This is a genomic window from Vibrio sp. HENC-03, from assembly GCF_000305755.2.
GTDB lineage: Bacteria > Pseudomonadota > Gammaproteobacteria > Enterobacterales > Vibrionaceae > Vibrio > Vibrio owensii.
The window spans coordinates 856775-882660 of record NZ_JH976124.1 but is presented as its reverse complement, the minus strand read 5'-3'; the positions used below and the strand labels follow the sequence as shown (position 1 = coordinate 882660).

The 25886-nt window shown below is 47.3% G+C and carries 28 protein-coding genes; 17 read left to right on the top strand and 11 right to left on the bottom strand.

All coding sequences use genetic code 11. The features are described 5' to 3' along the window. Positions 1-9: 9 nt before the first annotated feature. Together VCHENC03_RS0126070 and VCHENC03_RS08585 are read left to right on the top strand one after the other, a co-directional pair. Positions 10-651: a cytochrome b/b6 domain-containing protein gene (locus VCHENC03_RS0126070; protein ID WP_020195146.1), complete on the top strand. Its 642-nt coding sequence runs from the start codon at positions 10-12 to the stop codon at positions 649-651. Between the two features lie 10 nt (positions 652-661). After that, a complete protein-coding gene (locus tag VCHENC03_RS08585) occupies positions 662-1090 on the top strand; it encodes a MarR family winged helix-turn-helix transcriptional regulator (RefSeq protein WP_005435347.1) in 429 nt (142 codons plus the stop codon). A 96-nt stretch (positions 1091-1186) separates the two neighbouring features. Here VCHENC03_RS08585 and VCHENC03_RS08590 read toward each other — a convergent pair whose 3' ends face one another. The 4 genes from VCHENC03_RS08590 to VCHENC03_RS08605 form a co-directional block, all read right to left on the bottom strand. Next, positions 1187-1714, bottom strand: a complete 528-nt coding sequence (locus VCHENC03_RS08590; RefSeq protein ID WP_009706826.1) for a hypothetical protein — start codon at positions 1712-1714, stop codon at positions 1187-1189. 278 nt (positions 1715-1992) lie between these two features. Beyond that, positions 1993-2364 (bottom strand): c-type cytochrome, encoded by a 372-nt coding sequence (locus tag VCHENC03_RS08595; RefSeq protein WP_009706825.1) that lies wholly within the window; start codon positions 2362-2364, stop codon positions 1993-1995. Between the two features lie 67 nt (positions 2365-2431). Next, on the bottom strand, positions 2432-2719 hold the full coding sequence (locus tag VCHENC03_RS08600; protein WP_009706824.1) for a hypothetical protein: 288 nt from the start codon (positions 2717-2719) through the stop codon (positions 2432-2434). Between the two features lie 62 nt (positions 2720-2781). Further along, positions 2782-3699 carry a DMT family transporter gene (locus VCHENC03_RS08605; protein WP_009706823.1) on the bottom strand — a complete coding sequence of 306 codons (918 nt, stop codon included), beginning with the start codon at positions 3697-3699 and terminating at the stop codon, positions 2782-2784. Between the two features lie 109 nt (positions 3700-3808). Between VCHENC03_RS08605 and VCHENC03_RS08610 the strand changes: the two genes are divergently transcribed. Next, the gene (locus VCHENC03_RS08610) at positions 3809-5245 is read left to right on the top strand and encodes an aminotransferase-like domain-containing protein (protein WP_009706822.1); all 1437 of its coding nucleotides are present in this window, start codon (positions 3809-3811) and stop codon (positions 5243-5245) included. 126 nt (positions 5246-5371) lie between these two features. Here VCHENC03_RS08610 and VCHENC03_RS08615 read toward each other — a convergent pair whose 3' ends face one another. Both VCHENC03_RS08615 and VCHENC03_RS08620 read right to left on the bottom strand, forming a co-directional pair. Then, on the bottom strand, positions 5372-6505 hold the full coding sequence (locus tag VCHENC03_RS08615; RefSeq protein ID WP_009706821.1) for a glycerate kinase: 1134 nt from the start codon (positions 6503-6505) through the stop codon (positions 5372-5374). A gap of 148 nt (positions 6506-6653) precedes the next feature. Beyond that, positions 6654-7784 carry a sugar diacid recognition domain-containing protein gene (locus VCHENC03_RS08620; RefSeq protein WP_009706820.1) on the bottom strand — a complete coding sequence of 377 codons (1131 nt, stop codon included), beginning with the start codon at positions 7782-7784 and terminating at the stop codon, positions 6654-6656. Between the two features lie 237 nt (positions 7785-8021). Here VCHENC03_RS08620 and VCHENC03_RS27450 point away from each other — a divergent pair, with 237 nt between their 5' ends. Beyond that, positions 8022-8195, top strand: a complete 174-nt coding sequence (locus tag VCHENC03_RS27450) for a hypothetical protein (RefSeq protein ID WP_009706819.1) — start codon at positions 8022-8024, stop codon at positions 8193-8195. A gap of 58 nt (positions 8196-8253) precedes the next feature. Here the strand turns inward: VCHENC03_RS27450 and VCHENC03_RS08625 are convergent, their stop codons facing one another. After that, complete coding sequence (locus VCHENC03_RS08625) at positions 8254-9942, bottom strand: amidohydrolase (protein ID WP_009706818.1); 1689 nt, start codon at positions 9940-9942, stop codon at positions 8254-8256. Between the two features lie 130 nt (positions 9943-10072). Here VCHENC03_RS08625 and VCHENC03_RS28135 point away from each other — a divergent pair, with 130 nt between their 5' ends. Continuing rightward, positions 10073-10207 (top strand): hypothetical protein, encoded by a 135-nt coding sequence (locus VCHENC03_RS28135; protein WP_009706817.1) that lies wholly within the window; start codon positions 10073-10075, stop codon positions 10205-10207. 10 nt (positions 10208-10217) lie between these two features. Here VCHENC03_RS28135 and VCHENC03_RS08630 read toward each other — a convergent pair whose 3' ends face one another. Further along, positions 10218-10589, bottom strand: coding sequence for a hypothetical protein (locus VCHENC03_RS08630; protein WP_009706816.1), 372 nt, complete (start codon positions 10587-10589; stop codon positions 10218-10220). Positions 10590-10831: 242 nt separating this feature from the next. On the opposite strand from VCHENC03_RS08630, the gene VCHENC03_RS08635 reads away from it, so the two are divergent. The 10 genes from VCHENC03_RS08635 to VCHENC03_RS08680 all read left to right on the top strand — a co-directional run bounded on the left by VCHENC03_RS08635 (position 10832) and on the right by VCHENC03_RS08680 (position 20503). Then, entirely contained in the window at positions 10832-12679 is a 1848-nt protein-coding gene (locus VCHENC03_RS08635) for a M3 family metallopeptidase (protein ID WP_009706815.1), read from the top strand. Between the two features lie 61 nt (positions 12680-12740). Then, positions 12741-13277 carry a DUF924 family protein gene (locus VCHENC03_RS08640; protein WP_009706814.1) on the top strand — a complete coding sequence of 179 codons (537 nt, stop codon included), beginning with the start codon at positions 12741-12743 and terminating at the stop codon, positions 13275-13277. 143 nt (positions 13278-13420) lie between these two features. After that, on the top strand, positions 13421-13711 hold the full coding sequence (locus tag VCHENC03_RS08645; protein WP_005435368.1) for a putative quinol monooxygenase: 291 nt from the start codon (positions 13421-13423) through the stop codon (positions 13709-13711). A 197-nt stretch (positions 13712-13908) separates the two neighbouring features. After that, positions 13909-14619 (top strand): HAD family hydrolase, encoded by a 711-nt coding sequence (locus VCHENC03_RS08650; protein WP_009706813.1) that lies wholly within the window; start codon positions 13909-13911, stop codon positions 14617-14619. Positions 14620-14774: 155 nt separating this feature from the next. After that, positions 14775-15092: a DUF4144 family protein gene (locus tag VCHENC03_RS08655; protein ID WP_009706812.1), complete on the top strand. Its 318-nt coding sequence runs from the start codon at positions 14775-14777 to the stop codon at positions 15090-15092. A 314-nt stretch (positions 15093-15406) separates the two neighbouring features. Continuing rightward, positions 15407-16615, top strand: a complete 1209-nt coding sequence (locus VCHENC03_RS08660) for a NupC/NupG family nucleoside CNT transporter (protein ID WP_009706811.1) — start codon at positions 15407-15409, stop codon at positions 16613-16615. Between the two features lie 165 nt (positions 16616-16780). Continuing rightward, positions 16781-17509: a class I SAM-dependent methyltransferase gene (locus VCHENC03_RS08665; RefSeq protein WP_009706810.1), complete on the top strand. Its 729-nt coding sequence runs from the start codon at positions 16781-16783 to the stop codon at positions 17507-17509. A gap of 62 nt (positions 17510-17571) precedes the next feature. Further along, entirely contained in the window at positions 17572-18822 is a 1251-nt protein-coding gene (locus tag VCHENC03_RS08670) for a hypothetical protein (protein WP_157621167.1), read from the top strand. Between the two features lie 94 nt (positions 18823-18916). Beyond that, positions 18917-19855 carry a LysR family transcriptional regulator gene (locus tag VCHENC03_RS08675; RefSeq protein WP_009706808.1) on the top strand — a complete coding sequence of 313 codons (939 nt, stop codon included), beginning with the start codon at positions 18917-18919 and terminating at the stop codon, positions 19853-19855. A gap of 156 nt (positions 19856-20011) precedes the next feature. Next, a complete protein-coding gene (locus VCHENC03_RS08680) occupies positions 20012-20503 on the top strand; it encodes a VOC family protein (protein WP_005428296.1) in 492 nt (163 codons plus the stop codon). 1366 nt (positions 20504-21869) lie between these two features. Here VCHENC03_RS08680 and VCHENC03_RS08685 read toward each other — a convergent pair. The 3 genes from VCHENC03_RS08685 to VCHENC03_RS08695 form a co-directional block, all read right to left on the bottom strand. Further along, entirely contained in the window at positions 21870-22178 is a 309-nt protein-coding gene (locus tag VCHENC03_RS08685; RefSeq protein WP_009706806.1) for an MliC family protein, read from the bottom strand. Further along, positions 22175-22636 (bottom strand): ecotin family protein, encoded by a 462-nt coding sequence (locus VCHENC03_RS08690; protein WP_009706805.1) that lies wholly within the window; start codon positions 22634-22636, stop codon positions 22175-22177. The genes VCHENC03_RS08685 and VCHENC03_RS08690 overlap by 4 nt, the downstream gene beginning before the upstream one ends. 112 nt (positions 22637-22748) lie before the next feature. After that, entirely contained in the window at positions 22749-23666 is a 918-nt protein-coding gene (locus VCHENC03_RS08695; RefSeq protein WP_009706804.1) for a LysR family transcriptional regulator, read from the bottom strand. Between the two features lie 139 nt (positions 23667-23805). Here VCHENC03_RS08695 and VCHENC03_RS08700 point away from each other — a divergent pair, with 139 nt between their 5' ends. Continuing rightward, positions 23806-25113, top strand: coding sequence for a DUF1254 domain-containing protein (locus tag VCHENC03_RS08700; protein WP_009706803.1), 1308 nt, complete (start codon positions 23806-23808; stop codon positions 25111-25113). Positions 25114-25267: 154 nt separating this feature from the next. Next, positions 25268-25864: a LysE/ArgO family amino acid transporter gene (locus VCHENC03_RS08705; protein ID WP_005434851.1), complete on the top strand. Its 597-nt coding sequence runs from the start codon at positions 25268-25270 to the stop codon at positions 25862-25864. Positions 25865-25886 lie beyond the last annotated feature (22 nt).

The window sequence follows — 25886 nt, the reverse complement described above, 5'->3', positions numbered from 1 at the left end:
GAGGTAATTATGAAAATTTGGGATTTAGCAACGCGACTTTATCACTGGGCTCAAGCCTTACTGTTTATAGCCTTGATGGCATCTGGATTGTCTGGCAATGGGCCCCATGTTCAATTAGGGTTAGCGTTATTCACTTTGTTGTTATGGCGATTGACTTGGGGAGTTATCGGCAGCGAAACCAGTTTGTTTCGACAGTTTCTCCGCTCGCCTAAAGGTGTCATTACTTACTTAAAAGGTAAATCGGCGGCGACAGTGGGTCATAATCCTGCAGGCGGCTGGATGGTGGCGGCGCTGCTGACGACATTGCTGCTTCAATGTATCTCGGGAATGGCGCTTGGCGGCTTATTCGATACGTGGCCGTATTCCGATGTTTGGCTTAACGACAACGTATTTGTAGGGATTGAGTGGTTACACCTGACTTTGGCCGATCTTTTGCCTTTACTGATCGTCTTACATGTTGGTGCGATCCTTTTCTATAAACTAAGAGGTAAACCCTTGTTGAAAGCGATGATCACAGGTAAACAAACCCAAATGAACAAGCAAGCGCTCATCACGGAACAGAAAATTGTCTATCTCGCGCCGCAAAGCCGTGCTTTAGGGGTGCTAGTTGCTGCAACATTGGTTACCATGGCAATCGTTGCTTTATCATAAGAGTAAGAAAATGAGCGAACAGTTTGACAGACAAGACAGCTTTGGCTGGATGATCAATGTCGTTGCACACGATGCAGCGAAGCGATTTGAAGCCGAGCTCAAAAAGCACGGACTTACCGTTGCACTTTGGCCGACCATGATGTGTTTGTGGGAAGAAGAAGGCGTGACGCAGCGCGATATCGCAGCGAAATCTAAGGTAGAAAACTCAACCACGACTCGTACCTTAGACAAGTTGGAGAAGTTAGGTTTGGTAGAGCGCCATCCCGATCCAAACAGCCGCCGCTCGTTCCGTATTTATCTAACGGAAGAGGGACGAAGCCTCAAAGAAACCTTGGTGCCAATTCCACTGGCTGTTAATAAAGAGCTGATGAGCCCGCTAGAGCCAGCAGAACAAAAAGAGATGCTTCGCTTGCTAAAAAAGTTGGTCGCAGAGATTTAGCGCTTCGCTAAGTTTTTCCAACTTAAGAATAAACAAAGCCCCAAGTTCTGCACTTTGGGCTTTGTACTTTTCTGCTCGCGCCAGGTTGCTTGATGTCTAGCAACCTTCTGTAACATGCCCTCTAACCACCGAGCGCGTCGACGCTTGATTAACGTAATAGAAATAGCACGCTTCACGTTCCAAGGTGTACCCTTGCGGCCAAATGTACACCACACGATCTAAGCCAGAATGATCAGCGAACTGATACTCAGGAATCGCGACAAAATAGGCACTGCTTGGGAATTGATTCCCCATAATGCAAAAATCGCTGCCTTCACACGGCTTATCAATGGGTGAGTTGCCTTTGGCAGGCAAACCAATCTCTAACAATGCTCGTATGCTATTTGCACTGGCTTCTGGCATCCCACTGAGCATGTTCACCTGATGATCAATGTACGTCATTTGTCTGCGCTCCTGCGCATCATCAATCATCACTTTGGCATGGAAGAACTTAAGAGACGTCCCCAGAGAAGACTGCGAACTGTGCAGCATAGAAACGTAAGCTTGACGGTTAATATCGAGCAGAATTGGCAAGGCAGCGAGAGCGATGGAACCCAAGGTTGCTAAGACGATGGTGATTTCCATCAACGTAAATCCTTTTGTTTTCACTTTTGACTCTCAGCATACAGACAGATGATAGGGGGTCGCTCCCACATCCATGTGAGAACCGAGCCAATATATCGCTGAAATTACGCAGAGAAACGCGCAAATGATAAGAAAAAACGAGGGAATCGAGAACTTGAGAGTGACCGCCAAATTACATTGAAACAAGCGGCTAAAGTAACGTAGAAATTCGACTGAATTCAAAACCTTGAAGCACACCAAAAGCCAATAAGTGTCTGTTTCTAAAATAAGAATTCAGCTCAATTAATACTTTTTATGTATTCAAAAATGTCATTTACTTGCTTTTCACTCAGCACAGATTTGAATGGTGGTATTGCACCGCTTTGACCATTCTCCCCTTCCAATACCGTCCCTATTAACTCCACTTTTGTTCCGAATGGATTGGTCAGTTCATCAAAAATATTATCGGGGTTGATGTTCGTCGCCTTGGCCACCAATCCATCACCATGCCCTTTATCACCATGACAAGAGACACAGTAAGATTCAAAATGCTGCTTACCCGCAGCAAGATCCGCTTCGCCATATTGGTTGTCAGTGAACCATTTGTAACCCGCAAAACCAGCACTGGAAGCCAGTAATAACAAAACAGCAGAGAAAAAGAGTTTGCGCATGAAAGCCCCTTGTCTTCGTTTAATCAATGAAGACAAGGTAACGAGGGAGATGTCGAAAAAGTGTTGATTAGGCGTTGAGCAACGGCACGTTATTGCGGATTAAACCTCGGCGTACGCTGGTGCACATTTTGCCAAATCGGCGGATTTCATCAAACTGAGGCGTGATACCGCGATCCATTGCAGATTCCCAATAGCTCAGTTCAGAATCGACCATTTCCAACAGTTTTTTTGGGCAACCGATGCATTTACCCTCAGGGCCACAAACAAAGGTCTCCGATTCATAAATCGGCAATTCTGCTTTCACTTGTTCAATGATATTGCGCATCGCGCTCATTCGATCTGGCTTGACGGTCATCATCCGACTCCACAAACATGTAAGGAGCCGGATTGTACTCTCTGGCACGCAAATGTCCCTACCTAATTTAGGTATATTTTACGTTTCTGCTTTGCAACCTTTGATTTAAACATTGGTAGCTCAGGCTTTTTCACCACTAAGTAGACCACCGTCGCAGCCAATACAAAGCCAACAATGCCCATCCAATCAAACGACTCACCGAAGGCAAACCAAGCTTGAAGCGCCGTGGTCGGAGGCACAAGGTAGAATACAGAAGCAACACTCGATGCCGCACCATTTTTCACCATGTACAGCAACAATAGAATCGCCACACAAGACAGCACAACCACGAGCCAGATTAAGGTAAGAATGAATTCCGTCGTCCATTGCACCTGCATAGTTTCAAACTGCATCGCGATTGGCAGGAACATGGCCAATGCCGCTAAATACTGCACGGTCGCGCCGCCTACCATATCCACTTGTTGGCAATACTTCTTTTGATACAAGGTGCCAAGCGTAATACCAAACAACGACGACAAACACACACCAATCGCTAAGGTTTTGTGCAAATCGGATTGCCACTCCATCTTACCCATAAGCACCATAGCAATACCGACAAAACCCAAGGATAAACCAATCCACTGTGATGGTTTGAACTGCTCAGTAGCGAACGCCACCAGCAATACGGCCGTTAAAATAGGTTGTATCCCGACTAATAGCGAACTTAAGCCCGCCGGCATTCCCAAACTGATGGCGAAGTACGTTCCACCTAGGTAAAAGCCGTGAATCAATATTCCGACAACACAGCTGTGCCAAAAGTCTTTTCCCGTTGGAATGCGACGACGCAGAAAAGCCACAATCACCAAAAACAACAGGACATTGAACGCCATGCGAATCGACAACAAGGTCGCAGGCTCGGCGTATTGCAACCCAAATCGCGCACCAACAAATCCAGAAGCCCAAAGGATCACGAACACAAAAGGAATTGCTCTGATTAACATGATTCGCCCTCACTCTACTTACTTTTAAATCTTGAATGTTTTTAATCTCGAATGTTGCTAATGTAGTTAGGTACAGTGTTTTCAAAAAGTGACAGATGGAAGTGTTTTTATGGGTACAGATTTAGCAAGTACACTTGATGCCAATAAGTATTTGATCGTCGAGAAGCATCTCAAACAAGCGATCAGCAATGGGGTTTATCAGCCAGACGACAAGTTGCCTTCCATCCGTCAATTGAGCACTGAACTCAAGGTAAGCAAGAACACGGTGATCCGTGCTTATCAGGAACTAGAAGCACAAAGCATGGTTTATTCGGTGCCAAAATCCGGTTATCGAGTAAAGCCAACCGAGCGACATGAAGCCAAGATCGCTAAGCCTACACGCGTGGATTTGCTCTCGGTGTGCAAACAAATCCTTACCTATCCCGAGTATCAAGAGCTGCTTCCGACGGGCTCAGCACACCCGAACATTGACGCGCCAGCCATCAAAAGCCTGTATGCCGAAATTGGCCGCCAGAGTCGCCAACAAAGCCATATTTCCAGCCATTACCAACTGCCACCGGGTGATGACTTGTTGGTCAAACAGCTAGCAAAGATCACCCAAGATCTGGGAACGCCGGCAAACGTGGATGATCTTTTGGTCACCCATGGTGCGCAGCAAGCGATCAGTCTTGCCCTCAGAGCAACAACACAGACTGGAGACATTGTTGCGGTGGAATCACCCTGCTATTTCGGCAACTTATTGATGCTTGAATCCCTCGGTTTACAAGTGGTCGAGATCCCTAGTTGTCCTCGTGATGGTATGGATCCAGACGCGCTAGAAAAGGCCATGGCGACGTGGGAGATCAAAGTCATTGTTGTCACGCCAAACTTCACCAACCCAACAGGCTCAATGATGCCTCTTGAAAGACGTGAGCGACTGCTTAAGGTTTCTGGAGATATTCCAATCATTGAAGATGACGTCTTTGGCGCGTTGAGCTACGACGAACCCTTGCCAAGCTTGCGCAAATTGGACGAGAAACAACGGGTGATTTACGTCAACTCCTTGTCGAAAACGCTCGATTCACGCCTTCGTATTGGTTGGATGCTAGCGGGACGTTATCGCGCTCAAGTCGAGCAATACCTGTTATGTGAAAACATGGGCAGTTTGAACTTGATGCAATCGGCGGTAGGCACTTTCCTAACCTCAGGCAAATACCGCACTCACACTGCGCGTATGTGCCGTGTTTACCAAGCCAACGTGAGACGATATTTACAGATGCTCAATCAATGCTTGGATGCACACTTTGAACTAAAAAACCGCTACCAAATCAATGCAGTACAAGGCTCATTCTTGCTTTGGTTACGCTTGCCACCCAAGACTGACAGCTATGCGCTTTATCAAGCCTGTAACGAACACAAAATCAGTATCCTGCCCGGCTCGGTATTTGGCACTCAGGGACAGTATCAAAACTGCATTCGTCTTAGCGTGGCGAACTTTGGAGCGGAGAAAAACTGGCTCCCCGCGATGGAAACGCTGGCAACACTGATTGCTCAACACGCCAAATAGTCGCTCCAGACGTTCCGTTCCAAGCATTCCGTTCCAAACATTCAGCACCAGAACCAACAAAGCCTCCGCAATTGGGAGGCTTTGATATGAGTTCTCTGAGCTATCTGCTCAACAAAACACGGAGTGTTAGCGAGGTAATTGCCACAATCTGGCTACGTTTTCAGCCAAGTTCGCAAGGTTCACATCCGCCTCTTCCAAAGCTTCTGGCAAGCTCATTGCGCGTGGTACACATACAAATACCGCGTCAATGCCACACTCGTAGACTACTTGGAAGTTATCACCTGTGCAGCCTGCTAGGGCAATGACAGGCAAACCATACTCTTTCGCCACTTTCGCCACACCCATTGGTGTCTTGCCATGCACAGTTTGGTGATCAATACGGCCTTCGCCAGTAAAGACAATATCAGCGTCTGCTACGTGCTCTGCGAGCTTTACGGTATCTAGTACAATCTCAATACCCGGCTTCAAGCGTGCAGGTAGGTAGCCAAGCAACGCCGCGCCCATACCACCGGCAGCGCCCGCGCCTTTTTGAGTCAGCACATGCTTGCCCGTCACTTGCTCTGTCAGTTCACCGTATTTGCTTAGAGCAGAATCTAGCAGCTCAACATCCGCCGGTGTCGCCCCCTTCTGCGGACCAAAAATCGCTGATGCACCTTTCTCGCCACACAATGGGTTGTCCACATCGCATGCCACCAGCACTTCGCAGTCCGCTAAGCGAGTGTCGAGCCCAGACACATCAATGCTTGCTAGCTCAACTAAACCGCCACCGTTAGGAGTGATAGGCTGACCAGCACTGTCTAGAAACTTAACACCTAAAGCCGCCAACATACCCGTGCCGCCGTCATTGGTTGCGCTGCCACCCAAGCCGATGATCAAGCGTTGAATACCGCGATCAAGCGCATTCAGAATCAACTGGCCAGTACCAAAGCTGCTGGTGTTTTTCGGGTCACGTTGCTCACTTGGCACAAGGTGCAAACCACTTGCCTCTGCCATCTCGATCACTGCGGTTTCACCGTCACCTAGAATTCCGTAAAACGCCTCCACATCATTGCCAAGTGGGCCTTTTACGGTCACGAAAACCTGCTCGCCCTCAGTCGCATCAATCAAAGATTGAACTGTCCCTTCACCGCCATCAGCAACAGGTACCGTGACGAATTCTGCATCGTGCCAAACACGAGACAAACCGCTCTTAATCGCGTCACTCACTTGTTTAGCGGTCAAGCTCTCTTTAAACGAATCTGGGGCAATCACAACTTTCATTTCATTCTCCTGAAAACAGCACGCTGCGAGCGACAGTTCGCAGGTCATCAATGCGGCTATTCTCACTTAAAAACTTGGCATATTCTTTAGTCAAATACCCAAATAATACTGACTATGCTTGAATTATCTTGTGCATTTGCACAATTAGCTAATTTAGCTTTCTTAACTGGCTTGCGATATACAGCTCGGTCAATCCCGTAAAATCTTGCGTCGAAATGCCCGTCACTTCACTGATTCTATCCAGACGATATCTCAAGGTATTTCTATGAATATACAGAGCCTTAGCACAATCATTGGCGTTACCATTGGCTTGAAAATACGCCTCCAAAGTTTTTATCAACTGTCCAGATTTGTCTGCCGAAACCAAAGTCGCCATCGCTTGAGCGAGTTGTTCACCTTGCCAAGAATCGGCTAAAGGGGCGAGTAACACAGGTAAGCGATATTCAGAAAAGCCCAGCATAGTTTTTTCTGGATGAGAGCGACGACCGACAGCAAGCACCTGCTTGGCACTTTGGTAGGAGAGAGGAAGCTGCTGTGCGCCATCAAAACGTTGCCCAATCGCGAGACGGACATCATCAATTTGATTAGCAGTTAAGCGGCGCTGAATGCTCTCGAGCGCACTTTGGTCACCATTCGAAGAAGAACGTAAAGACTTGAGAACGACAATTTCATTCATCGACATGATCGCCACTAACGGCTTATCTTCAGAGCGATACAACACATCAACCACGCCGCGCACACTGTTCAAACTAACAGGCGCATTCTCTGCTTTAAGCTCGATCACGATAGAGACTCGTGGTGTTGTTAAATCGATTGAAAGACGCTGCGCCCAATCGTGCAACTCGGAGTCACTAAGTTGTTGGTTCAACCATGCTGAAACAAACTCTTCTTGATGGCGACGATCCCATTGCAGCCGCTCCACCAGCGAAGCTTGTTCAATCGTCAGTTCCGCTGTCATCTTAACTAACTGAGCGAACGCTCGGATTTGCTCAGGGTTACCAGTGACACCCACCACGCCCACAACTTCACCTTTAAAGTGCAGCAGCATATTGATGCCCGGTTTCACGCCCTGCAATGATTGGCAACTTTGCTCATCCAACTCTAACGAGTCACCATGATTCAGCGCCAGCACTGCACCATCATGCTTTTGACCAATACGCTCAGCATCGCCGCTACCAATAATGGTGCCTGCCGCGTTCATTACATTAATGTTATGACCAATGATCGACATGGTGCGATCGACGATTTGCTGCGCGAGTGTGTGGTCGAGAATCACCATTTCCGTTCCTAAAATCTCCACGATTGAGGCGCCAATAAATCACACTTTGTCTTCTATCGCCATGATATTGAACCGGTATCGACGCCAAAGTGTTATACCGACCAATTAACCTTAAATAAATTATGGCTATTAACCGATAAAGTCCTTCATCACTGCTTATACTTATAACCGAGCCACCCAAGCTTTTATGCTTGGCGCGACTTGAACCGACAACCAAACAGTGACCGGAGGGAAACCATGGAACTGCGGAACAAGGCGGGCGACATTGCCAAAATTGCTGATAACCTCACCCTGAAAGAAATTACCGAAATGGGCTACACCGTCGATCTATGCGATGAAGCCTTTGACCCAGGCGAGCATTGGAAAGCAGAAGGGCAAACGCAAGGTATGGGCGAATACCCTGAGCAATAGCCTCTAAATACGCTTCAACAAGACAACAACCTTTCAGCCGAGTGAGTCATCGCTCGGCTTATTCGTCATCCAATTGCTCGTAGACCACTTCCCCTCTCAACACCGTCATGAGGACGCGAGCTTGGGCAATGTCTTCCGCTTTCAGTTGGGTGATGTCTTGATCCAATACAGCAAAGTCTGCCGATTTCCCGATATCGATTGAGCCAATTTCCTTTTCTAAACCCAAGCTGTAAGCCGGGTGAATTGTGTAGGCATCAATCGCAGCTGAGACGTTTGGCAATCCGGTTTCGCCCATCACCAAGCTATTGGAGATACCAACCAATGGGTTCAAATCATGCACATTCCAATCGCTGCTTAACGTCACGTTAGCTTCGGCATTATAAAGCGCACGCAGGTTCATCAAGGCTCTGGCTCGCTTAGCGCCTAAGAAGGCTTCTGCCCATTGGTGATCGTGATAAGCCACATAATCGGAACCGACTTGAAAGTCTGCCGTGACACCTAACTTGGCGAACCTTGGCAGGTCTTTGCTGTTGACCAATTCCACATGCGTCAAAGTGTAACGTCGCTGATTGCCCTGACTGCGCACCTTCTCAATCGCATCGAGTGATTCACGAATACCACCGTCACCGATAGCATGAATGTGCGCACTATAACCCAGTTTATCGAGCTTGCTTAGCCATTCGGGCATCGCTTGTGGCGAGATGTAATTCAGCCCATAAGGGGAATCCGGCAGGTAAGTATCAAGATAAGGCGCAAGCGTTTTGGCAGTACCATTGATGAAGATGCCGTCACTGTACATTTTGACTTGGTTCACCAGCAGCAAACGAGAAGTATCGTCGGACTGAATGCCTCTCAAATACGACAGTTGAGAGTCCATACTGTCAGTCGGATAGATCCATGGTCGCAAAGAAACGCGAGCGGTCAGATCACCTCGTTTTTCACTCTCCTTCCATACTTCATACCAACCTCGCTTCCAGTACATTCGCCCATCACCAATCGTGGTAATGCCGTAAAGCGCAGCTTCTTCTAATCCAGTCAACAAACCTTGGTAGCTCACCGCAAATTGCGCACTCATGCTGTTCCAAGCCAGTTCCATCACTAAATCACCGGCGTTATCGAGCAAGATGCCATTCAACTCGCCGTTATCCGGATCTTTGAGAATGCGACCGCCTTGCGGATCGGGCGTGTTTTTATCAATGTTCGCCGCTTTCAGTGCTGCCGAGTTCACCCACATCGAGTGAGAGGTTTGCTCCATTAACACCACCGGCGTCTCAGGAAAGACCTCATCGATCACTTCCAAAGGCGTGCGCTGGTTTTCTTCTGACAAGGTCGCATCAAGCGTAAAACCGTACCCCATCAACCATTCGTCATCTTGGACAAACTCTTTACAGTCTTGCAGTTGTGGGATTTGCTCATCCAACAAGGTGCCAGCTTGCAATAAGCACGTACCGCCTGCTTCGGAAGCCGCCTCAAACACATGATTGTGGTTATCGACAAAACCTGGCAACAAGTAGGTATCAGTCAAATCCACCACTTCAGTGCTCTCACCAACCCACATTTGTGCCTTGGCTTTATCACCAACAAAAGCAATCCGTCCATCATGCACGGCGACAACGTCTGCTTTTGGGTGACCATAAATACCAGCGTTGATGTACACCACGTCTGCGGTTTGCTCAGCAGCATTCGCCCACGCGCTAAATACAGGCAGCAACGCAGCACCAAGAATCAGTTTATGAGGAGTTAACATGACACCTTCCGTTGTATTCGCTAACACATTGAGTATATGCAAATTGGTTTAGTTTGCTGTTGATGTCGTATTTTCTGTGGGGTTGGTTTTAAATTACAGAACAATAGACTATATAATGAAAAGATGAACAATGCGCAGATACAACCAAGGCGATTTATGTCCTCATTGTGGTTTGATCATCATGATGCCAACCGACCTCTCAAACCAATGTTTAGGGTGTGGTAAAGAGATCAATCAGCATCAAGAATCGGATGAAGACGAGTAAGGCGCAGGTCTTACTCTGATTTGCTCGCTTGTGTTTCCTTCACAAATAAGTACATCTCTTCAAGGTAATTGCCATTTGCGCAGCCCCAGTCACTCACTTCAATAAATTCTTTGAGTAATTGATGACTCTCATCGCGAATCAGTTTTTGGCGAAATGAGTTCCATCGAGCCAATTCCAAGCGGTTCTTATCAGATACATAATGGTCGCCATAGCTTTCAATAAGCTTGTTGTAGGCGCTCCAACGTTCTTCTGGTGTCACTCCTTCACTCATAATGACGGCGCAGTTTTCCTCGATATTAAAAACTTGGTCATTGGTTGGTGTTGTTGCTGAACATCCCACCAAAGTTAGCCCTATTGTTAGAGCTGCGATTCTTGTTTTCATTATTGTTTTCCTTACTTTCAGCACCACTGCGAAAGACCGAATTTTATAAATAGAGAACGGCCATTACTAATCAAAAACGGAAAAATTTTGTGACTGACGTCTGCACATGTAAAAAGTGCGGTAAATTCCTGTTTACAAGCCATAAACATGGCAAATGGATTTCGCATTCCTTTCTGCTGCTTATGCGTGCCATAATCAATGACGATAAAAACCTCAATAAAGCAAACATTTGAAGGATCAAAATGACTGCAACGGAATACCTAAACGATCTCAACCAACGTTACCTCGCTATCCATCGCACCAAAGAAGATTTCTTTTGGGAGACGTACATGGGCATCAGCGACGACCACGATGGTTCGACAAAAGCACAAACCGCTTGGACCAATTTCTTAAGCAACGCCGAGCAAATCTCTGCTATCAAAGCACAGCTTAAAGCGGCTGAAACAATTGCAGATCCACAAGAGAAGCAGCAAACGCAAATTGGTCTGCAAGGCTGGTTGGCAACGTTTGAATCGCATGCAATTGAAGGCGAACAAGCTCAAGCACAAAAGAATGCTCTGATTGCATTTGAAGCCGAGTTGTTCGAGAAAAAGCAAAACCACGTTCTGACGTTTACCAATGAAAACGGTGAACAAACCGAGGGCTCTTTGCCAGTATTGTCGTCGACCATTCGCGCCAATAATCACGAAGAAGTGCGTCAATCTGCGCACCAAACGCTGCTCGACCTTGAGCAATGGTTGCTACAAAACGGCTTTATTGAGCTGATCAAACTGCGTAATCAATTCGCACGTTCTTTGGGCTACGAGACCTTCTTTGATTACTCAGTGAAGAAGACGGAAAAGATGAGCTCAGAGCAACTGTTCAGCATCTTAGATGACTTTGAACAACGCACGCGTGATGCCCACCTAAACAGCTTGGCAAACCTTGCTGAGCAGAAAGGTCAAAGCGCACTGACTGGCTACAACTTTGTTTACTCGTTCGCGGGTGATGTCATGCGTGACTTAGACCCGTACGTACCGTTCTCAAAGTCGCTACGTCGCTGGGTGGAGTCGTTCGGTCGTCTTAACATCGAATACTCAGGCGCAGAGCTGACGCTAGACCTGCTTGATCGTAAAGGCAAATACCCGAACGGTTTCTGCCATGGCCCTATCCCATCGTTCTACAACCAAGGCGAATGGGTTGCCGCGCAGGTGAACTTCACCAGTAACGCGAAACCAGACCAAGTTGGCAGCGGCTACGATGGTATCAATACTCTGTTCCACGAAGGCGGTCACGCTGCGCACTTCGCTAACGTTAAGATGAACGCGCCGTGTTTCTCTCAAGAATTCGCCCCAACTTCCATGGCATACGCAGAAACACAATCCATGTTCTGTGACAGCCTGCTAACCGATGCCGATTGGCTAAAACAATACGCGTTGGACGCAGAAGGTAATCCAGTACCAGATGAGATCATTCAAGCGATGATCAACAGCCGTCAGCCATTCAAAGCATACGAAGAGCGCAGCATTTTGGTTGTGCCGTATTTTGAACGTGCACTTTACCAATTAAGCGATGAAGAACTGACGCCAGAGCGCATCACTAAACTGGCACGCGATTGTGAAAAGCAAATTCTTGGTTTGGAATGCAGCCCACGCCCATTGATGGCAATTCCACACCTTCTGTCTGATGAAGCAGCGTGTGCCTACCACGGTTACTTGCTAGCACACATGGCGGTTTACCAGACTCGCGCTTACTTCCTCGACAAGTTTGGCTACCTGACTGACAACCCAGAGATTGGTCCGCTACTGGCAAAACATTACTGGCATGCGGGTAACCACCTATCGCACAACGAGACTATCGTTAGCCTAACGGGTGAAGGCTTTAACGCTAAGTATCTGGCAGACGTGTGTAACCTATCACCAGAACAAGCATGGGAAGTTCAGCAGAAGAAAATTGCCTCGTTGCAAACTCGTGAACGCGCCCCTGTGGCATCGTTAAATGCCAGCATCAAGGTGGTAGATGGCAGCAAAGAGCTTGCAAGCAATACGGTCTCAGACGAGCAGATGTGTGAGCAGTTTGAGCGCTACATCCAAGAGACTTACGGTCGATAAACCAAACCGAGAGCTGGGGGTATTATATACTCCTAGCTCTTTTTCTATCAGGGAAGCAACCATGTACCAAGATATCCTGACTTTCTGGTTTGAAGAACTGGAACCAAAAGACTGGTTTGTGAGTAATGCCGACGTCGATAAACAAATCGAAACACGCTTTCTCACTACCTTAGAACAAGCCGCTCAATCTGAGTTGTTTGGCTGGCGAGACACAGCGCAAGGCCGTCTGGCAGAGATCGTAGTGCTCGACCAATTCTCTCGCAACGTTTACCGCAATACGCCAAAAGCTTTTGCTCAAGATGCTCTCGCGCTTGCCTTGGCACAAGAGGCAATTCGTCTAGGCTTAGACCAAGAATTGACCGACGTTGAACGCAGCTTTTTGTACATGCCATTTATGCACAGTGAATCTAAGCGGATTCATGAAGAAGCAGAGAAGCTGTTCAAAGCGCTAGGTAGAGAATCGAATTATGAGTTTGAACTAAAGCATAAAGTGATCATCGATCGTTTCGGTCGCTACCCACACCGTAATGCGATTTTAGGCCGTGATAGCACCGCAGAAGAAGTGGAATTCTTACAACAGCCAGGTTCCAGTTTTTAAACACAGCTAGCACAAGATTGAAGTTCGATTATCAATTTATATTTGATAATAAATCAATCATTGTGCTGTTTATCATTTGGTGATTCGCGACTAATCTTTACCTCGTCAACACGATACATCACGATCAACAGAGGATTACCATCATGGCTAAATTGACTATCGTCGCTAACATCATCGCCAAAGCAGACCAAGTAGAATTGGTAAAAGCCGAGCTACTTAAACTGATTGATGTCACTCGTGCCGAAGAAGGTTGCATCAACTACGACCTTCACCAAGATAACGAAAACCCAGCGCATTTCACTTTCTACGAAAACTGGGAATCACGCGAACTATGGCGCACGCATATGGACAACGAGCACCTAGCGCAATACATGAAAGCAACTGAAGGCGCGGTAGATACCTTCACTCTAAATGAGATGTCGCATATCGCTTAACGCCTTGTATAACGAAGCATGCACTAGAAAGCCAGCAACCATCACCTTGCTGGCTTTTTGTTATTCTCTCGCTTGTTCCCTCCCTTCCAAGCGATTCAAAGCAAGCTTATGAAAACATGAGCAAGATCTGATTATCTCCCCACTAAGACTGGCAAGATTTAAAGCTACTCTCCCTTCGCTGTTTCAAAAGGTTTTGCATGAAGTTAGACGCCGTATTGTGGGATTACGATGGCACCCTAGTAAATTCTGTTCCGAAAAATATCGACATCACCAAAGCGATATTGTCCGTTGTAGCACCGCACCTGACTGGGGATAACTTACCGAAATACCTACGCAGTGAAGCAGATTACCATCATGCCAATCACGCGGCGAAAAACTGGCAAGATCTGTACGTAAACTACTATGGTCTGTCCCATGATGAGATGCTCATCGCGGGCACCATGTGGGCAGAGCACCAAGAGCAAAACCAAACACCAGTGAATCTGTTCAGTGGCATTGTCGATGTAGTGAACGCGTTCGAACACCTGCCACACGGAGTCTGCTCTCAGAACTCGCAATCCAACATTCGTAACGTACTCAGCGCCAACCAAATCAATGCACCGTTTAAAGCCGTCGTGGGCTACGATGATGTGTCTAACGGGCATCAAAAACCGGACCCTTTTGGCGGCATTAAATGCATCGAGTCCATCTTTGGGCACTCCGATAAACAACTGCTGATGTACATTGGTGACCACGAGGCAGACACGCAGTTTGCACGCAATATCGAGCATCAGTTAGGTGGCAGCTGCAAAGTGATTGCCGTAGCAGCAGCGTACAGCGGCGCTCAACCAGAGCACTGGAGCGCCCAGCCCGATTATGTGGCACATCAAGTGGCAGACTTGCTCGGCATCATTGGTAAGTACGCTTAGCCTCTCTCAATAAACGCGAAACTAAAGCTCTTACATACACAGTAAGACACAAAGCCTTTTGCTCTCTTAAGGCTTTGTGTATCGTACTTGCCTTACATCGCTTATTTAGCGCGTAGACGATTTAAAATGACCCACTCCAACATTAAGGTAACGCAATGATCACATGGCCTTGTTTACTCAAACTCGATGGCGACGACGAACTGGTGTATTTGGCTTCGCCAGAGCAGTTAAACGCCGAGTGCCAAGCCTTGATTTGGGGTCAGGATGACATTGTGATTGATACACAAGGCCACTGCTTTGCATTGAAAACGGGTAGTAATAACACAGTGGAATTGGGTCTATTGCCACAAACATTGAACGTGCAGCAAGTGACAGAGCTGATCCAAAAACACGAGTTTGCTCAAGCACAGCGCTGCATCATCAAAATCCATTTTACTTCCGTACAACAGGCGATTGAGGCCTTAGCTGATTAACAATTGCGCCCTTGCTTTCGTACAACGAAAAATCCCCTCAATAACCATTGTCAGCACCGAAAACCGTGCGTATACTCCGCGCCCGGTTAGATAGGTTCTCCTTTCACGATGAAATGGAACCGAACCAGCTTTCAATCGGCTGCAAAATGGAAACTTGCCCCAAGGAACAGGGCCCAGCGTAACTGTTAGCGTTTACGGGCTTTGAATTCGACTTCGGGTAAAGACAACATTTTGCACTCTCCGCAATGTTGCCTCTGCACGCGTGCGTCTTTTTCACGGCTCGCTCAAATACAGATACATAGCAAGGTAACATAATGCAAATCATCTTCAGCTTGGCCGGCGTATTGGCCTTGTTGGCGTGTGCTTACGCACTTTCTGATAGTCGTCGCGACATTAACTGGCGCACCGTAATCGGCGCATTCTCTCTTCAAGCAGGTTTTGCGGCACTGGTGCTCTACTTCCCTCTCGGGCAATCCATGTTAGGCTCCATCAGCAACGGCGTATCCGGGCTCCTCTCATTCGCAGACGAAGGCATCGGGTTTGTTTTTGGCGAACTCGCAACGGGCAATTTCATCTTCGCAATTCGCGTACTCCCTCTTATCATTTTCCTCTCCGCTATCATCTCAATGCTCTACTACTTGGGCGTGATGCAAGCTCTTATCAAAGTCATCGGTGGTGCTATCCATCGCCTACTGGGTACTTCTCAAGTCGAATCTCTTGCTGCAACCAGCAACATCTTCCTATCCATGTGTGAAGCCTCTTTGGTGGTCCGTCCGTTCTTAGCCAATATGACTCGCTCTGAACTGTTCGCAGTAATGGTTGGCGGTATGGCATCTGTCGCAGGTTCCGTACTAGGCGGATACGCGGCACTGGGTATTGAGCTGAAATACCTCATCGCAGCGAGCTTTATGGCGGCTCCGGGTGGCTTGTTGATGGCGAAGATCTTAGTGCCAGAACGTGAAGTATCGGCGCATCAAGGCGCAATTCAGCTAGAGAAAAGCGAAGATTCCAACATCGTTGATGCCTTAGCATCTGGTGCGATGAACGGCGTGAAAGTGGCAGTTGCAGTAGGCACCATGCTGATTGCTTTTGTCAGCGTCATCGCGATGGTCAACGCAGGCTTTGAAACCGCGGGCAACTGGTTTGGCTACGAAGACGTGACGCTGCAATTGATCTTTGGCTACCTGTTCGCACCACTGGCGTTTTTTGCTGGTATCCCGATGAATGAAATCCTAACCGCTGGCTCGCTGATCGGTCAGAAGACGATTCTGAATGAGTTCGTGGCCTTCCTTGATTTCGTCAACGTGAAAGAAAACCTTTCAGCACATAGCCAAATCATCATCACTTTCGCATTGTGTGGTTTTGCTAACATCGGCTCTATCGCGATTCAGCTGGGTTCGATTAACGCAATGGCACCTGAGCGACGCCAAGAAGTGGCAAAACTTGGCTTCCGTGCCGTGATTGCTGCGACCCTTGCCAATATGATGAGTGCAGCGCTGGCAGGGTTGTTTATCGCCCTGTAATCACCCTCTCATTCCAATTGAAGCCCACCATCGCGTGGGCTTTTTTTGTTGAGCCAAAAACATAAGCACCTGAACTTCCAAACTTTCTCATTTTGAGACTCATAATCACTAAAAACAGCGGAGTGATTCTTGCTAACTCAATTTTTTGGCTTTGAGGAAAGTGACATGCAAGACAAAGTTCGCCAACTGGATACACAGCAAACCACCTCATTTGACACGGAATACATCGACAAAGACATGTTTGAAGTGCTAACCAAGCAACTCAACATGCTCTACCCTACACAGCAGCCTTTTCACCTACTCGATGTAGGTGGCGGGAATGGAATGTATGCCGACAAGATTTTGAATCATTATCCCAATGCTCAAGTTACGCTTATCGAACCAGAAGCATCACTCATCGCCAAAAATCGTCCCAACCCAAACAAGCATCTTGTCTGTCACCTTTTCCAAGATACTGCGCTTGAAAGCAGTTTTGATATTGTCCAGTTCAACTGGGTTTTGCATCACTTTGTTACCGACACCTATCAGTCCACCAAGCAAGTACAACAAGAGGCTCTGCATTGTGCCTACCGACATTTAACCCCAGGCGGCTTAGTTGTCGTATTTGAAAACTTCTACGAAGGGCTTTTAGTGAACAATTTACCTAGTTCACTGATTTATCAATCGACCTCATCCAAGCTACTTGCTCCGATAACTCAACGACTCGGAGCGAACACTGCGGGCGTTGGGGTCTGCTTTCATAGTCGCACGACTTGGCACGATATGATCATTGAAGCGGGCTTTAGAACCGTATTGCACGTTCCCTTTTATGCCTTTGGCAACTTAAGCAACCTCAAGGCCAAAGCGTTGCATTTACGAAAACAAAATGTGGGGCTATTGATTGGTAAAAAGTAGCTAGTATGCCGATAAAGTTTGCTAGTCTGTCACGATGAAATGTGTGATTGATGAAGGCGCTTATGAACAAGGTCGTATTAGTATTTGGTGGATTGGGGAACGCTAAATCGTCTGTGGTAGGTTTGTATGAGAACCTTCTACACACCTTAAGCTCTCGCTTTGATATCATCGCCATTGACCCTGCAGTTCAAGATCCCAAGTCCTGTGCATCGCAGTTCCAATTCCCTTACTCCGCTCGCTACGCCGATCTTGATGCGTTTTTACAGGCTCACTCACATACTGATGTTGCTGCCGCATTTGTTCTAACACCAGTTGGCACACATCTCTCCATCATTGAACAAGTGAGTAATGCACTCAACATTCAAAACCTGTTGTTTGTGGTTGAGAAACCGTCCTTCTCCTTGGCTGAAATCGACAAAGGCTTTAACCAAGTGATCCCTGAGCTTAAATGTCGCGGAGCACTGTTTTACTTTATTGACACCGCTTTGGTTTCTCCTTCGTTGGAAGCGCTCTTTGCTGATTCATCTATCGCACTCCCTGATTCTGCTCCGCGCAAGATTATCGCGATTGCTGCCGACAACCCCATCGACAGTCATGAAGCGATCCAAGACTTCCGTTTTGAAAACCGAATTGCGTTACTCAACGCGAGAAAGCTACTTAACTTAGCCACCAGCGGAGGCGGAGGTTATGGCTTTGATATGGGCATCCACGCAATTGCAGGGCTGGTTCGCTACCTGCATAAATTCGGCTTAGAAGACTCACAAGTTGAACTGAAACACGTCCGTGCCGAACGTATCAACGAATCGACATTGGAGTACACACAAGGCGCTGAAACTCATCTCTATGTCGAAGGCGAACTCACGTCGCCAAAGGGCAATATTGAAGTAGTGATTGAGGCAGGAAAAGCTGGTGATATCTGGGACAGAAGGTTGGAACTGCACTATCCAGACCGCGTCATCGCAATTGGTTTTGGCACACTCAAGTATCCTCCGTATCTGTGGGAGAAAAGCCCCAATGGCATCAGGAGCACCACATTTGATGTTTCTGGCTCAGGTTATGTTATGCACTTTAACGACATTCTCTGCGCGCTTGCTTTTGACGCCGCGCCTTTACTCTCACAACAAGAGAGCGAAGCTTTGATGTCTCACTCTATGAACTTGCTGCGCAGCGTATTTAACGCCATTGGCGATACCCATCAAGTTCGCGAACAAAACATTGCCGAGGTTGAGGCACACACACCCAAATACCTATCAGAAGCAGAGCTAGAGGTTCGGGCAGAGCTTAGCCGATACCTCAACAATTTGGTTCATTAAGTGGGCAACGAGTCAGTATTTCTGGCTCAAGTCAATTAAGTGATATAGTTTCTATTCATACCCTTCAATTTGTAAGTTGAATGATAGGAATATCATGATAAATCTATCCCACTTAATCAAAAATGATATGAACCTGCTGATTTGTCTGTACGTTTTACTGCAAGAACGCAGCGTGAGCAGAACCGCAGAGAAACTGTTCTTATCTCAATCGGCCGTCAGTAAACAGCTTACTAAATTACGCCAAGAGTTTGATGACCCTTTATTCGAGCGAGAATCCAAAGGTTTATTGCCGACTCCGAAAGCGCTGGCATTAGAAAGCAAGCTGCAACAAATCCTGATGCAAATTGATCAGCTTCGTGAACCAGAAGAGTTTGACCCAGAACGCTCGACTCGCGTTTTCAGTATCGACCTAATCGAGACCGCCTACTCCACGATTTACCCACGTTTTCTGCCTCAAGCGTTGTCTAGTGCGCCAAAGATAACCATCAAAAGTGCAGATTGGAGCAACAGCAGCATTACTCGATTACAGAGACGAGAGATCGATTTTGGTGTCGGTATCTTTGAGTTTGATGATCGTTCAAAAACCCATGTCGATACCATCCCTAACACTCTAAATTACGCGGAACTGATGCGTGACACCTCGGCGTGCATCTTGCGAAAAGGACACCCAGCATTAGAGGAAGAATGGAATCTCGACGCATTCTTGAAGTACCGCCATATCCAAGTCATCACTGGCGGAGTGTCCAGCTGGCTATTACATGAGGTGCTCGATATTCAACGCTTGCGCATCGACAACGCCGTCAATATGTCCGACATTTCCAGCGCGGTAAAACTGTGTGAGAAGAGCGACTTGATACTGACTTACCCTTACAAAAGCATCCGCGAGTTCGAAGGTAAATCGGACATTGTGATCAAACCACTCCCAATAAAAATGGAACCAGGTGGGTTCTTTCTACTTTGGAACAAGCAACTCGACAATGACCCAAGCCATAAATGGCTAAGAGAGCTCATCGTCAGTCAGTCTTATGCTTAACTGAAAATAAAACGAGTGATGCCTAAGAAATGGTGATAACAAAAAATTATAATCTTAAAAATTATTGATAATTTCATGTAATCAAAATTTCTCCATATACTCACCTCCATCGAAACGAAACACGAATTAAACATCACAGTTTTTTGGAGCAGAATTATGAAAATGAATCACGTAGGCATCATGGTTGGCGATATGGACAAAGCAGTAGAGTTCTACACTAAAGCGCTTGGCCTTCGCATCGTAATGAACAACACAAAAGTTATCGAAGAGCGCGAATCAGCAATCGGTCGTATGTGTATCGCCGTATTCGGTGAAGGCTTCAAAGGCTTCAACATCGCTCACCTAGTGACATCTGACGGCATCGGCGTTGAGCTGTTTGAAATGAAAGAACGTCAAGAACGTCACGAGGTAGACTTCTCTCGCCTAGGCATCTTCCACTTCTGTCTACAAGTAGCGAAAGAGCAGTTCCCACAAACTATCAAACGTATTGAAGAGTTTGGCGGTAAAGCTCGCATGGACATCATGCGCTACCACCCAGAAGACGACAGCAAACAAGCTCAAATGATCTACATGGAAGACCCGTTTGGTAACCTATTCGAGCTTTACTCACACACTTACGAAGAAACTTACGCGTCTGATTACGAATAATTGAATGCTTAAGAACCAGAAAGGGTTGGCCTAGTGCCAACCCTTTTTTGTTTTGGTTAGTTTTGATGAAACAACCCCTCCTAACCTCCCCTTGGCTGTAACTTCGGAGACTACAAAAGTCATTCTGGTAAAGGGGAGGAACTGTCGGAGCGTGTTAAAGCAAGATTCCTGATGTCGCCTAGGCTCCTCGGAATGACGACTTTAAGGTGCAGCACTAAAGACTTGTCATTCTCGAGAGCGACGAAGGAGCGAGTAGGGAATCTCTGGTTACTGTGAGTAAAAATATGTACTCGACTCTTGTTAGCCCAAAGCAGCACCCCCTCCTAACCTCCCCTTGGTCTAAGCTCCGGCGATCACAATACATCGAGAGCAAAGGGGAGGAACTGTCGGAGCGTGTTAAAGCAAGATTCCTGATGCCGCCTAGCCTCCTCGGAGTGAAGACTTTAAGGTGCTGCACTAAAGACTTGTCATTCTCGAGAGCGACGAAGGAGCGAGTCGGGAATCTCTGGTTACTGTGAGTAAAAATATGTACTCGACTCTTGTTAGCCCAAAGCAGCAACCCCTCCTAACCTCCCCTTGGTCTCAGCTTCGGCGATCAAAATACATCGAGAGCAAAGGGGAGGAACTGTCGGAGCGTGTTAAAGCAAGATTCCTGATGCCGCCTAGCCTCCTCGGAGTGACGACTTTAAGGTGCTGCACTAAAAACTTGTCATTCTCGAGAGCGACGAAGGAGCGAGTCGGGAATCTCTGGTCACTGTGAGGAAAAAATGTACTCGACTCTTGTTAGCCCAAAGCAGCAACCCCTCCTAGCCTCCCCTTGGTCTCAGCTTCGGCGATCAAAATACATCGAGAGCAAAGGGGAGGAACTGTCGGAGCGTGTTAAAGCAAGATTCCTGATGTCGCCTAGGCTCCTCGGAATGACGACTTCAAAGTACTGTACTGAAGACTTGTCATTCTCGAGAGCGACGAAGGAGCGAGTCGGGAATCTCTGGTCACTGTGAGAAAAAATATGTACTCGACTCTTGTTAGTCCAAAGCAGCAACCCCACCTAGCCTCCCCTTGGTCTCAGCTTCGGCGATCAAAATACATCGAGAGCAAAGGAGAGGAACTGCCGGAGCGTGTTAAAACGAGATTCCTGATGTCGCCTAGGCTCCTCGGAATGACGAGACAAATTGGAGTGATTGAACCCGCCAACCCTCCCCCTTAGAAGCGGAACTTCAATGCCGAGCAAACCATGTCCATACAAGGGGGAGTTGGAGGGGGTTGTGGACACAGAACGGCAAACTAGCTAAACAAAACCAAAACAATCTTCAAACCGTGCAAACAAAAAAGGCTTGGTATCAACCAAGCCTTTTGAATTTAACGATTACTTCGTCACGCGACATGCACTTTGGGATATCTCGTTGACGATCAAAATCGCTTCGTCACCTTTGGTGTGCAAGACGAGCATTTGGTCATCAGACATATATTTTGCGCCAGATGCAGAGCGAACTTGTTTGAGTTCAATCTCTCTCTCGTCATCAACGGTGATCAGCGCTTTTTCCTGATCAAAGCTAGCTGCAAACTGATGGCCATCATCACACTGGTATTGATACTCTGGCGCGGTAGAGGCACAGCCACCAAGCGCAAGCAAACCACCTAATGTCAGTGCGATTTTTGCCTGCTTAGCGATCATTCTTCAGGTGCCCAAACGCGAATGTTCACGTCCAAATCCGCCGGCGCGTAAACCACAACAGGAAGCTTGCTGTTGTAACGGTAAAGGTCGCGTGTTGGCATTTGAACGAAAGTCTCTACCTTTTCCATGCCTTCAGGGCAAGCCATTAGTGTAGAGATTCCGCCTGCTGGAGAAGCGTCAACTTGGTAGTAAGTGTAACCCCAACCTTCTAGCGAATGCTCGCTCACACTGCCACCCAGAGAAACGCGGTTACAGTCTGTTTCCATCATTTTGCCAACCACAAGCTCAACGCGCTTATCTGCTTCGTCGCTTGCTGGATCTACATAGAAAACGTGCTTCGTCATGTTCTCCATCTCTGGGAACATCTCTGCCGATGGGCGAGATACATCATTTGCTGAGTTCATTGTCGAACATCCGCTCAGTGCCAATGCACCTGCGGCCAACCAAACTGCTTTCATCGTTTTTTCCTTTTTCATATGGATGGGCATATTGTAATGGGGAACGCCAACTTATTGTGAAAGTACGGTTTAAATTGAGGTCTACTCTCACAATTACGACATCAATGCGGAATCAGGCTCGAATGCCCAACTCAGCCATCAAAGATTCAATGGATTGATTCAGCCACTGTGTCATTGGTTCATTTCTTCTCTTGGTGCTGTAAACATAGCCAAAATTGCCTTCTAATGTTGGTAACTCCTGCGCAAAATCGAGACCAACAAACCGCGCGTCCAATTGCTCAATAAGGTATTTGGAACATGGGAAAAGAATATCGCTTTCAGATACGAGGTTAAGAATCGTATTGATATGGCTCGTTCTAAGTTGAATCCTAGGCACTACAGACAAGGGGTGAAGTAAACGGGAGATGTGCACTTCTTTTTCGTTCCAATGGGGAATGATGTGCACAGCAAACGATGCCGCCTTAAGATCATCCAATTGAACCCGCTTTCCCTCCAATGGATGCCCGATGCGGCCAGCCAGAGCGAAATGGTCTTTACCGCCCTTCTTCTGCACTAAGAATTTAGGTAAATCCATCGGGAAATAGTTAATGCCAAAGGCAATCTCTCCAGCATCAATTTTCTCGGGCGTCGCTTCTGTCCAATCCTCAATCACCAAGTTCATTAGTGGAGCTTCCTTGGCAAGAAACTGAGTCAAAGGGGCAGAAAACCACTGGGCAATGGAGGCGTTTATTGCAATGCGCAGGTTGGCTTTTTCGGTGCTTGGGTCGAAGCGCTCTTCTGTATTGACCAACGCTTCAATGTCATGGATGAGGCCAGAAAGCTGAGTTTTGAGCTCTTCCGCTTTTGGGGTTAGCTCCATCACCGCCCCCTTTCTCACCAAAATATCATCGTTGAATAGCTCACGAATCTTTCTTAAGTTTCGGCTCACGGCGGGTTGGCTAGTACAGAGCCGCTCTGCTGCGACGGTGGTATTTTGCGTTTCGAGAATGACCGACAATACCTTCAACAAGTTGTAATCAAATCCAATCACGCTCAGCACCTTTTCTGCGTTTTAACTGACTCTATAACAATAATGGTATAAGCTAAATACCACCAATTCATTTCTGTCATAACGCGGACAAAATTTATAGTGAGTGCATTCACCACACACTATTTGGATGATGTCAGCTATGAAAAAGAAACTTCTTGTCACCTTGTTGGGTTTGTCTGCACTTGGCGCTCAACCTGCCCTTGCCGATACGGCCAATAGCGAACTCGCGAAAGATGCCTACATTTATGGATACTCGATTGATGAGGCGTACAAATTCTTCTACCACACTGCGGTAGAAAATGATTACCCACTCAATCGCTTTCAAAACATTCGCGGCTTGGCCGATGACACCTATACCGCGCACCCGACCATCAACAACGACACACTCCACTTGATGGGTTGGTTAGACGTTGCTGCTGAACCCGTTATCGTCAGCGTTCCAGATATGGATGGAGGACGCTATTGGATACTGCACACCATGGACATGGGACACTACACCAACGCGGCATTCAGCTCACGAACGCGTGGCACAGAAGGTGGCCAATTTATGTTTGCGGCCAACGATTGGCAAGGTGAGGTTCCGGATTCCGTAGATGAGGTGATTCGTGTCGACAGTAACCTAGTGAAGCTGATGGGACGCATCATGGCGCTGGGTGGCGAAGACACGAAAATCGCGCTCGATTACATGGACCAATGGACTATCCGCACCTTGTCGGAATACCTAGGTCAAAACGGACCGAAACCCGTGCAGCGCACCTACCCAGATCCGAAGCATTCGACTTGGCTGGAGCGTGTTAACTTCGTCCTTTGCGATGGCACGATGGGTGATGCTGATAAACAATGGTTAGAAAAATACCAACCTATCGGTGTCGAAGCTTGTAAAACCGATTTCACGCCTGAGCAATTGAAGCTTGCCAAAGCAGCAGAACAACAAGGCATGCAGCGTATTATCGAGCTGGCACCGAAAGTCACGGATGCCCGTCAGATACTAGGTACACGCGATACCCTTGGCGATACTCCGCGCGAAGTCTTTGCTGAGGGCACTTACCTTGGCCAATGGGGCTTACCACCTATTGAAGCGTCTTACCGCAAGACAGATTTTGATACCAAAGGGGAAAAGCTGGATGGCTCGAAGCATGACTACGTGATGCGCTTTAAAGCCCCAAATGTCAGTGAGTTTTGGTCGGTAACCATTTACGGCAGTGATAACCGTTTGATGGCGAAAAACGCCTTAAACCGACACAGTCGTGGGGACCGCAGCATGAAGCCAGATGCGGATGGTTACTACACCATTCACATGAGCTCTGACACGAAAACCAATGCGGATAACCCGAATTACTTACCAGTACCAGAGAAACCGTTTTACGCCATCATGCGCTTCTACGGTGCGGACGAAGCGATTCAAAGTGGTGAATATCAAATGCCAGAGATCGCCCCAGTCGAGTAAGCTCTGCGATCAATCCTTGAAGCAAAAACTGAAACGCTACTCTTTGGAGTAGCGTTTCATGTTTCTCGGTCACGTCATTACGTGCCACTTGCTCCAAACCAATGACGAGGTTATGGTTTGAAGCCTTATTTGGTCGATGTTCAAGGAAGAGAGAATGACCACCTACCTTGCTGGCTTTACGCTCGGCATATCACTGATTCTTGCTATCGGAGCGCAAAACGCCTTTGTGCTGAAACAAGGCATCAAACAGCATCATGTGTTTCTGGTGTGCTTTATTTGTGCACTCTCCGATGCGATTTTGATTTCCCTTGGTGTAGCAGGCTTTGGCTACTTGGTGAAGCAATTTCCCTTGATTGAAACCATCGCGCGATACGCTGGTGCTGCGTTCCTAACTTGGTATGGTCTCAGCAGTTTACGCTCGGCATTGACGCAAAAACACGTGATGAATCCTGAAGGTGATGCCTCCAAAAGCGCATGGCAAACGGCTCTGATCTGCTTAGCATTCACTTGGTTAAACCCGCATGTTTACCTTGATACCGTTGTGCTATTAGGATCGATTTCGACCCAGTATGAACCACACAAATGGCAGTTTGCCGTGGGTGCGGTATCGGCTTCCTTCGTGTTCTTTTTCAGCCTTGGCTATGGCGCTAAATTGCTGATCCCCATCTTTAAGCATGCTCGCTCTTGGCAGGTTCTTGAGTTCATTATTGGCTTTGTCATGCTGGCTCTGGCGATCAGCTTGCTGGTTTAGTGCGTATACTTTTCTCAATGCT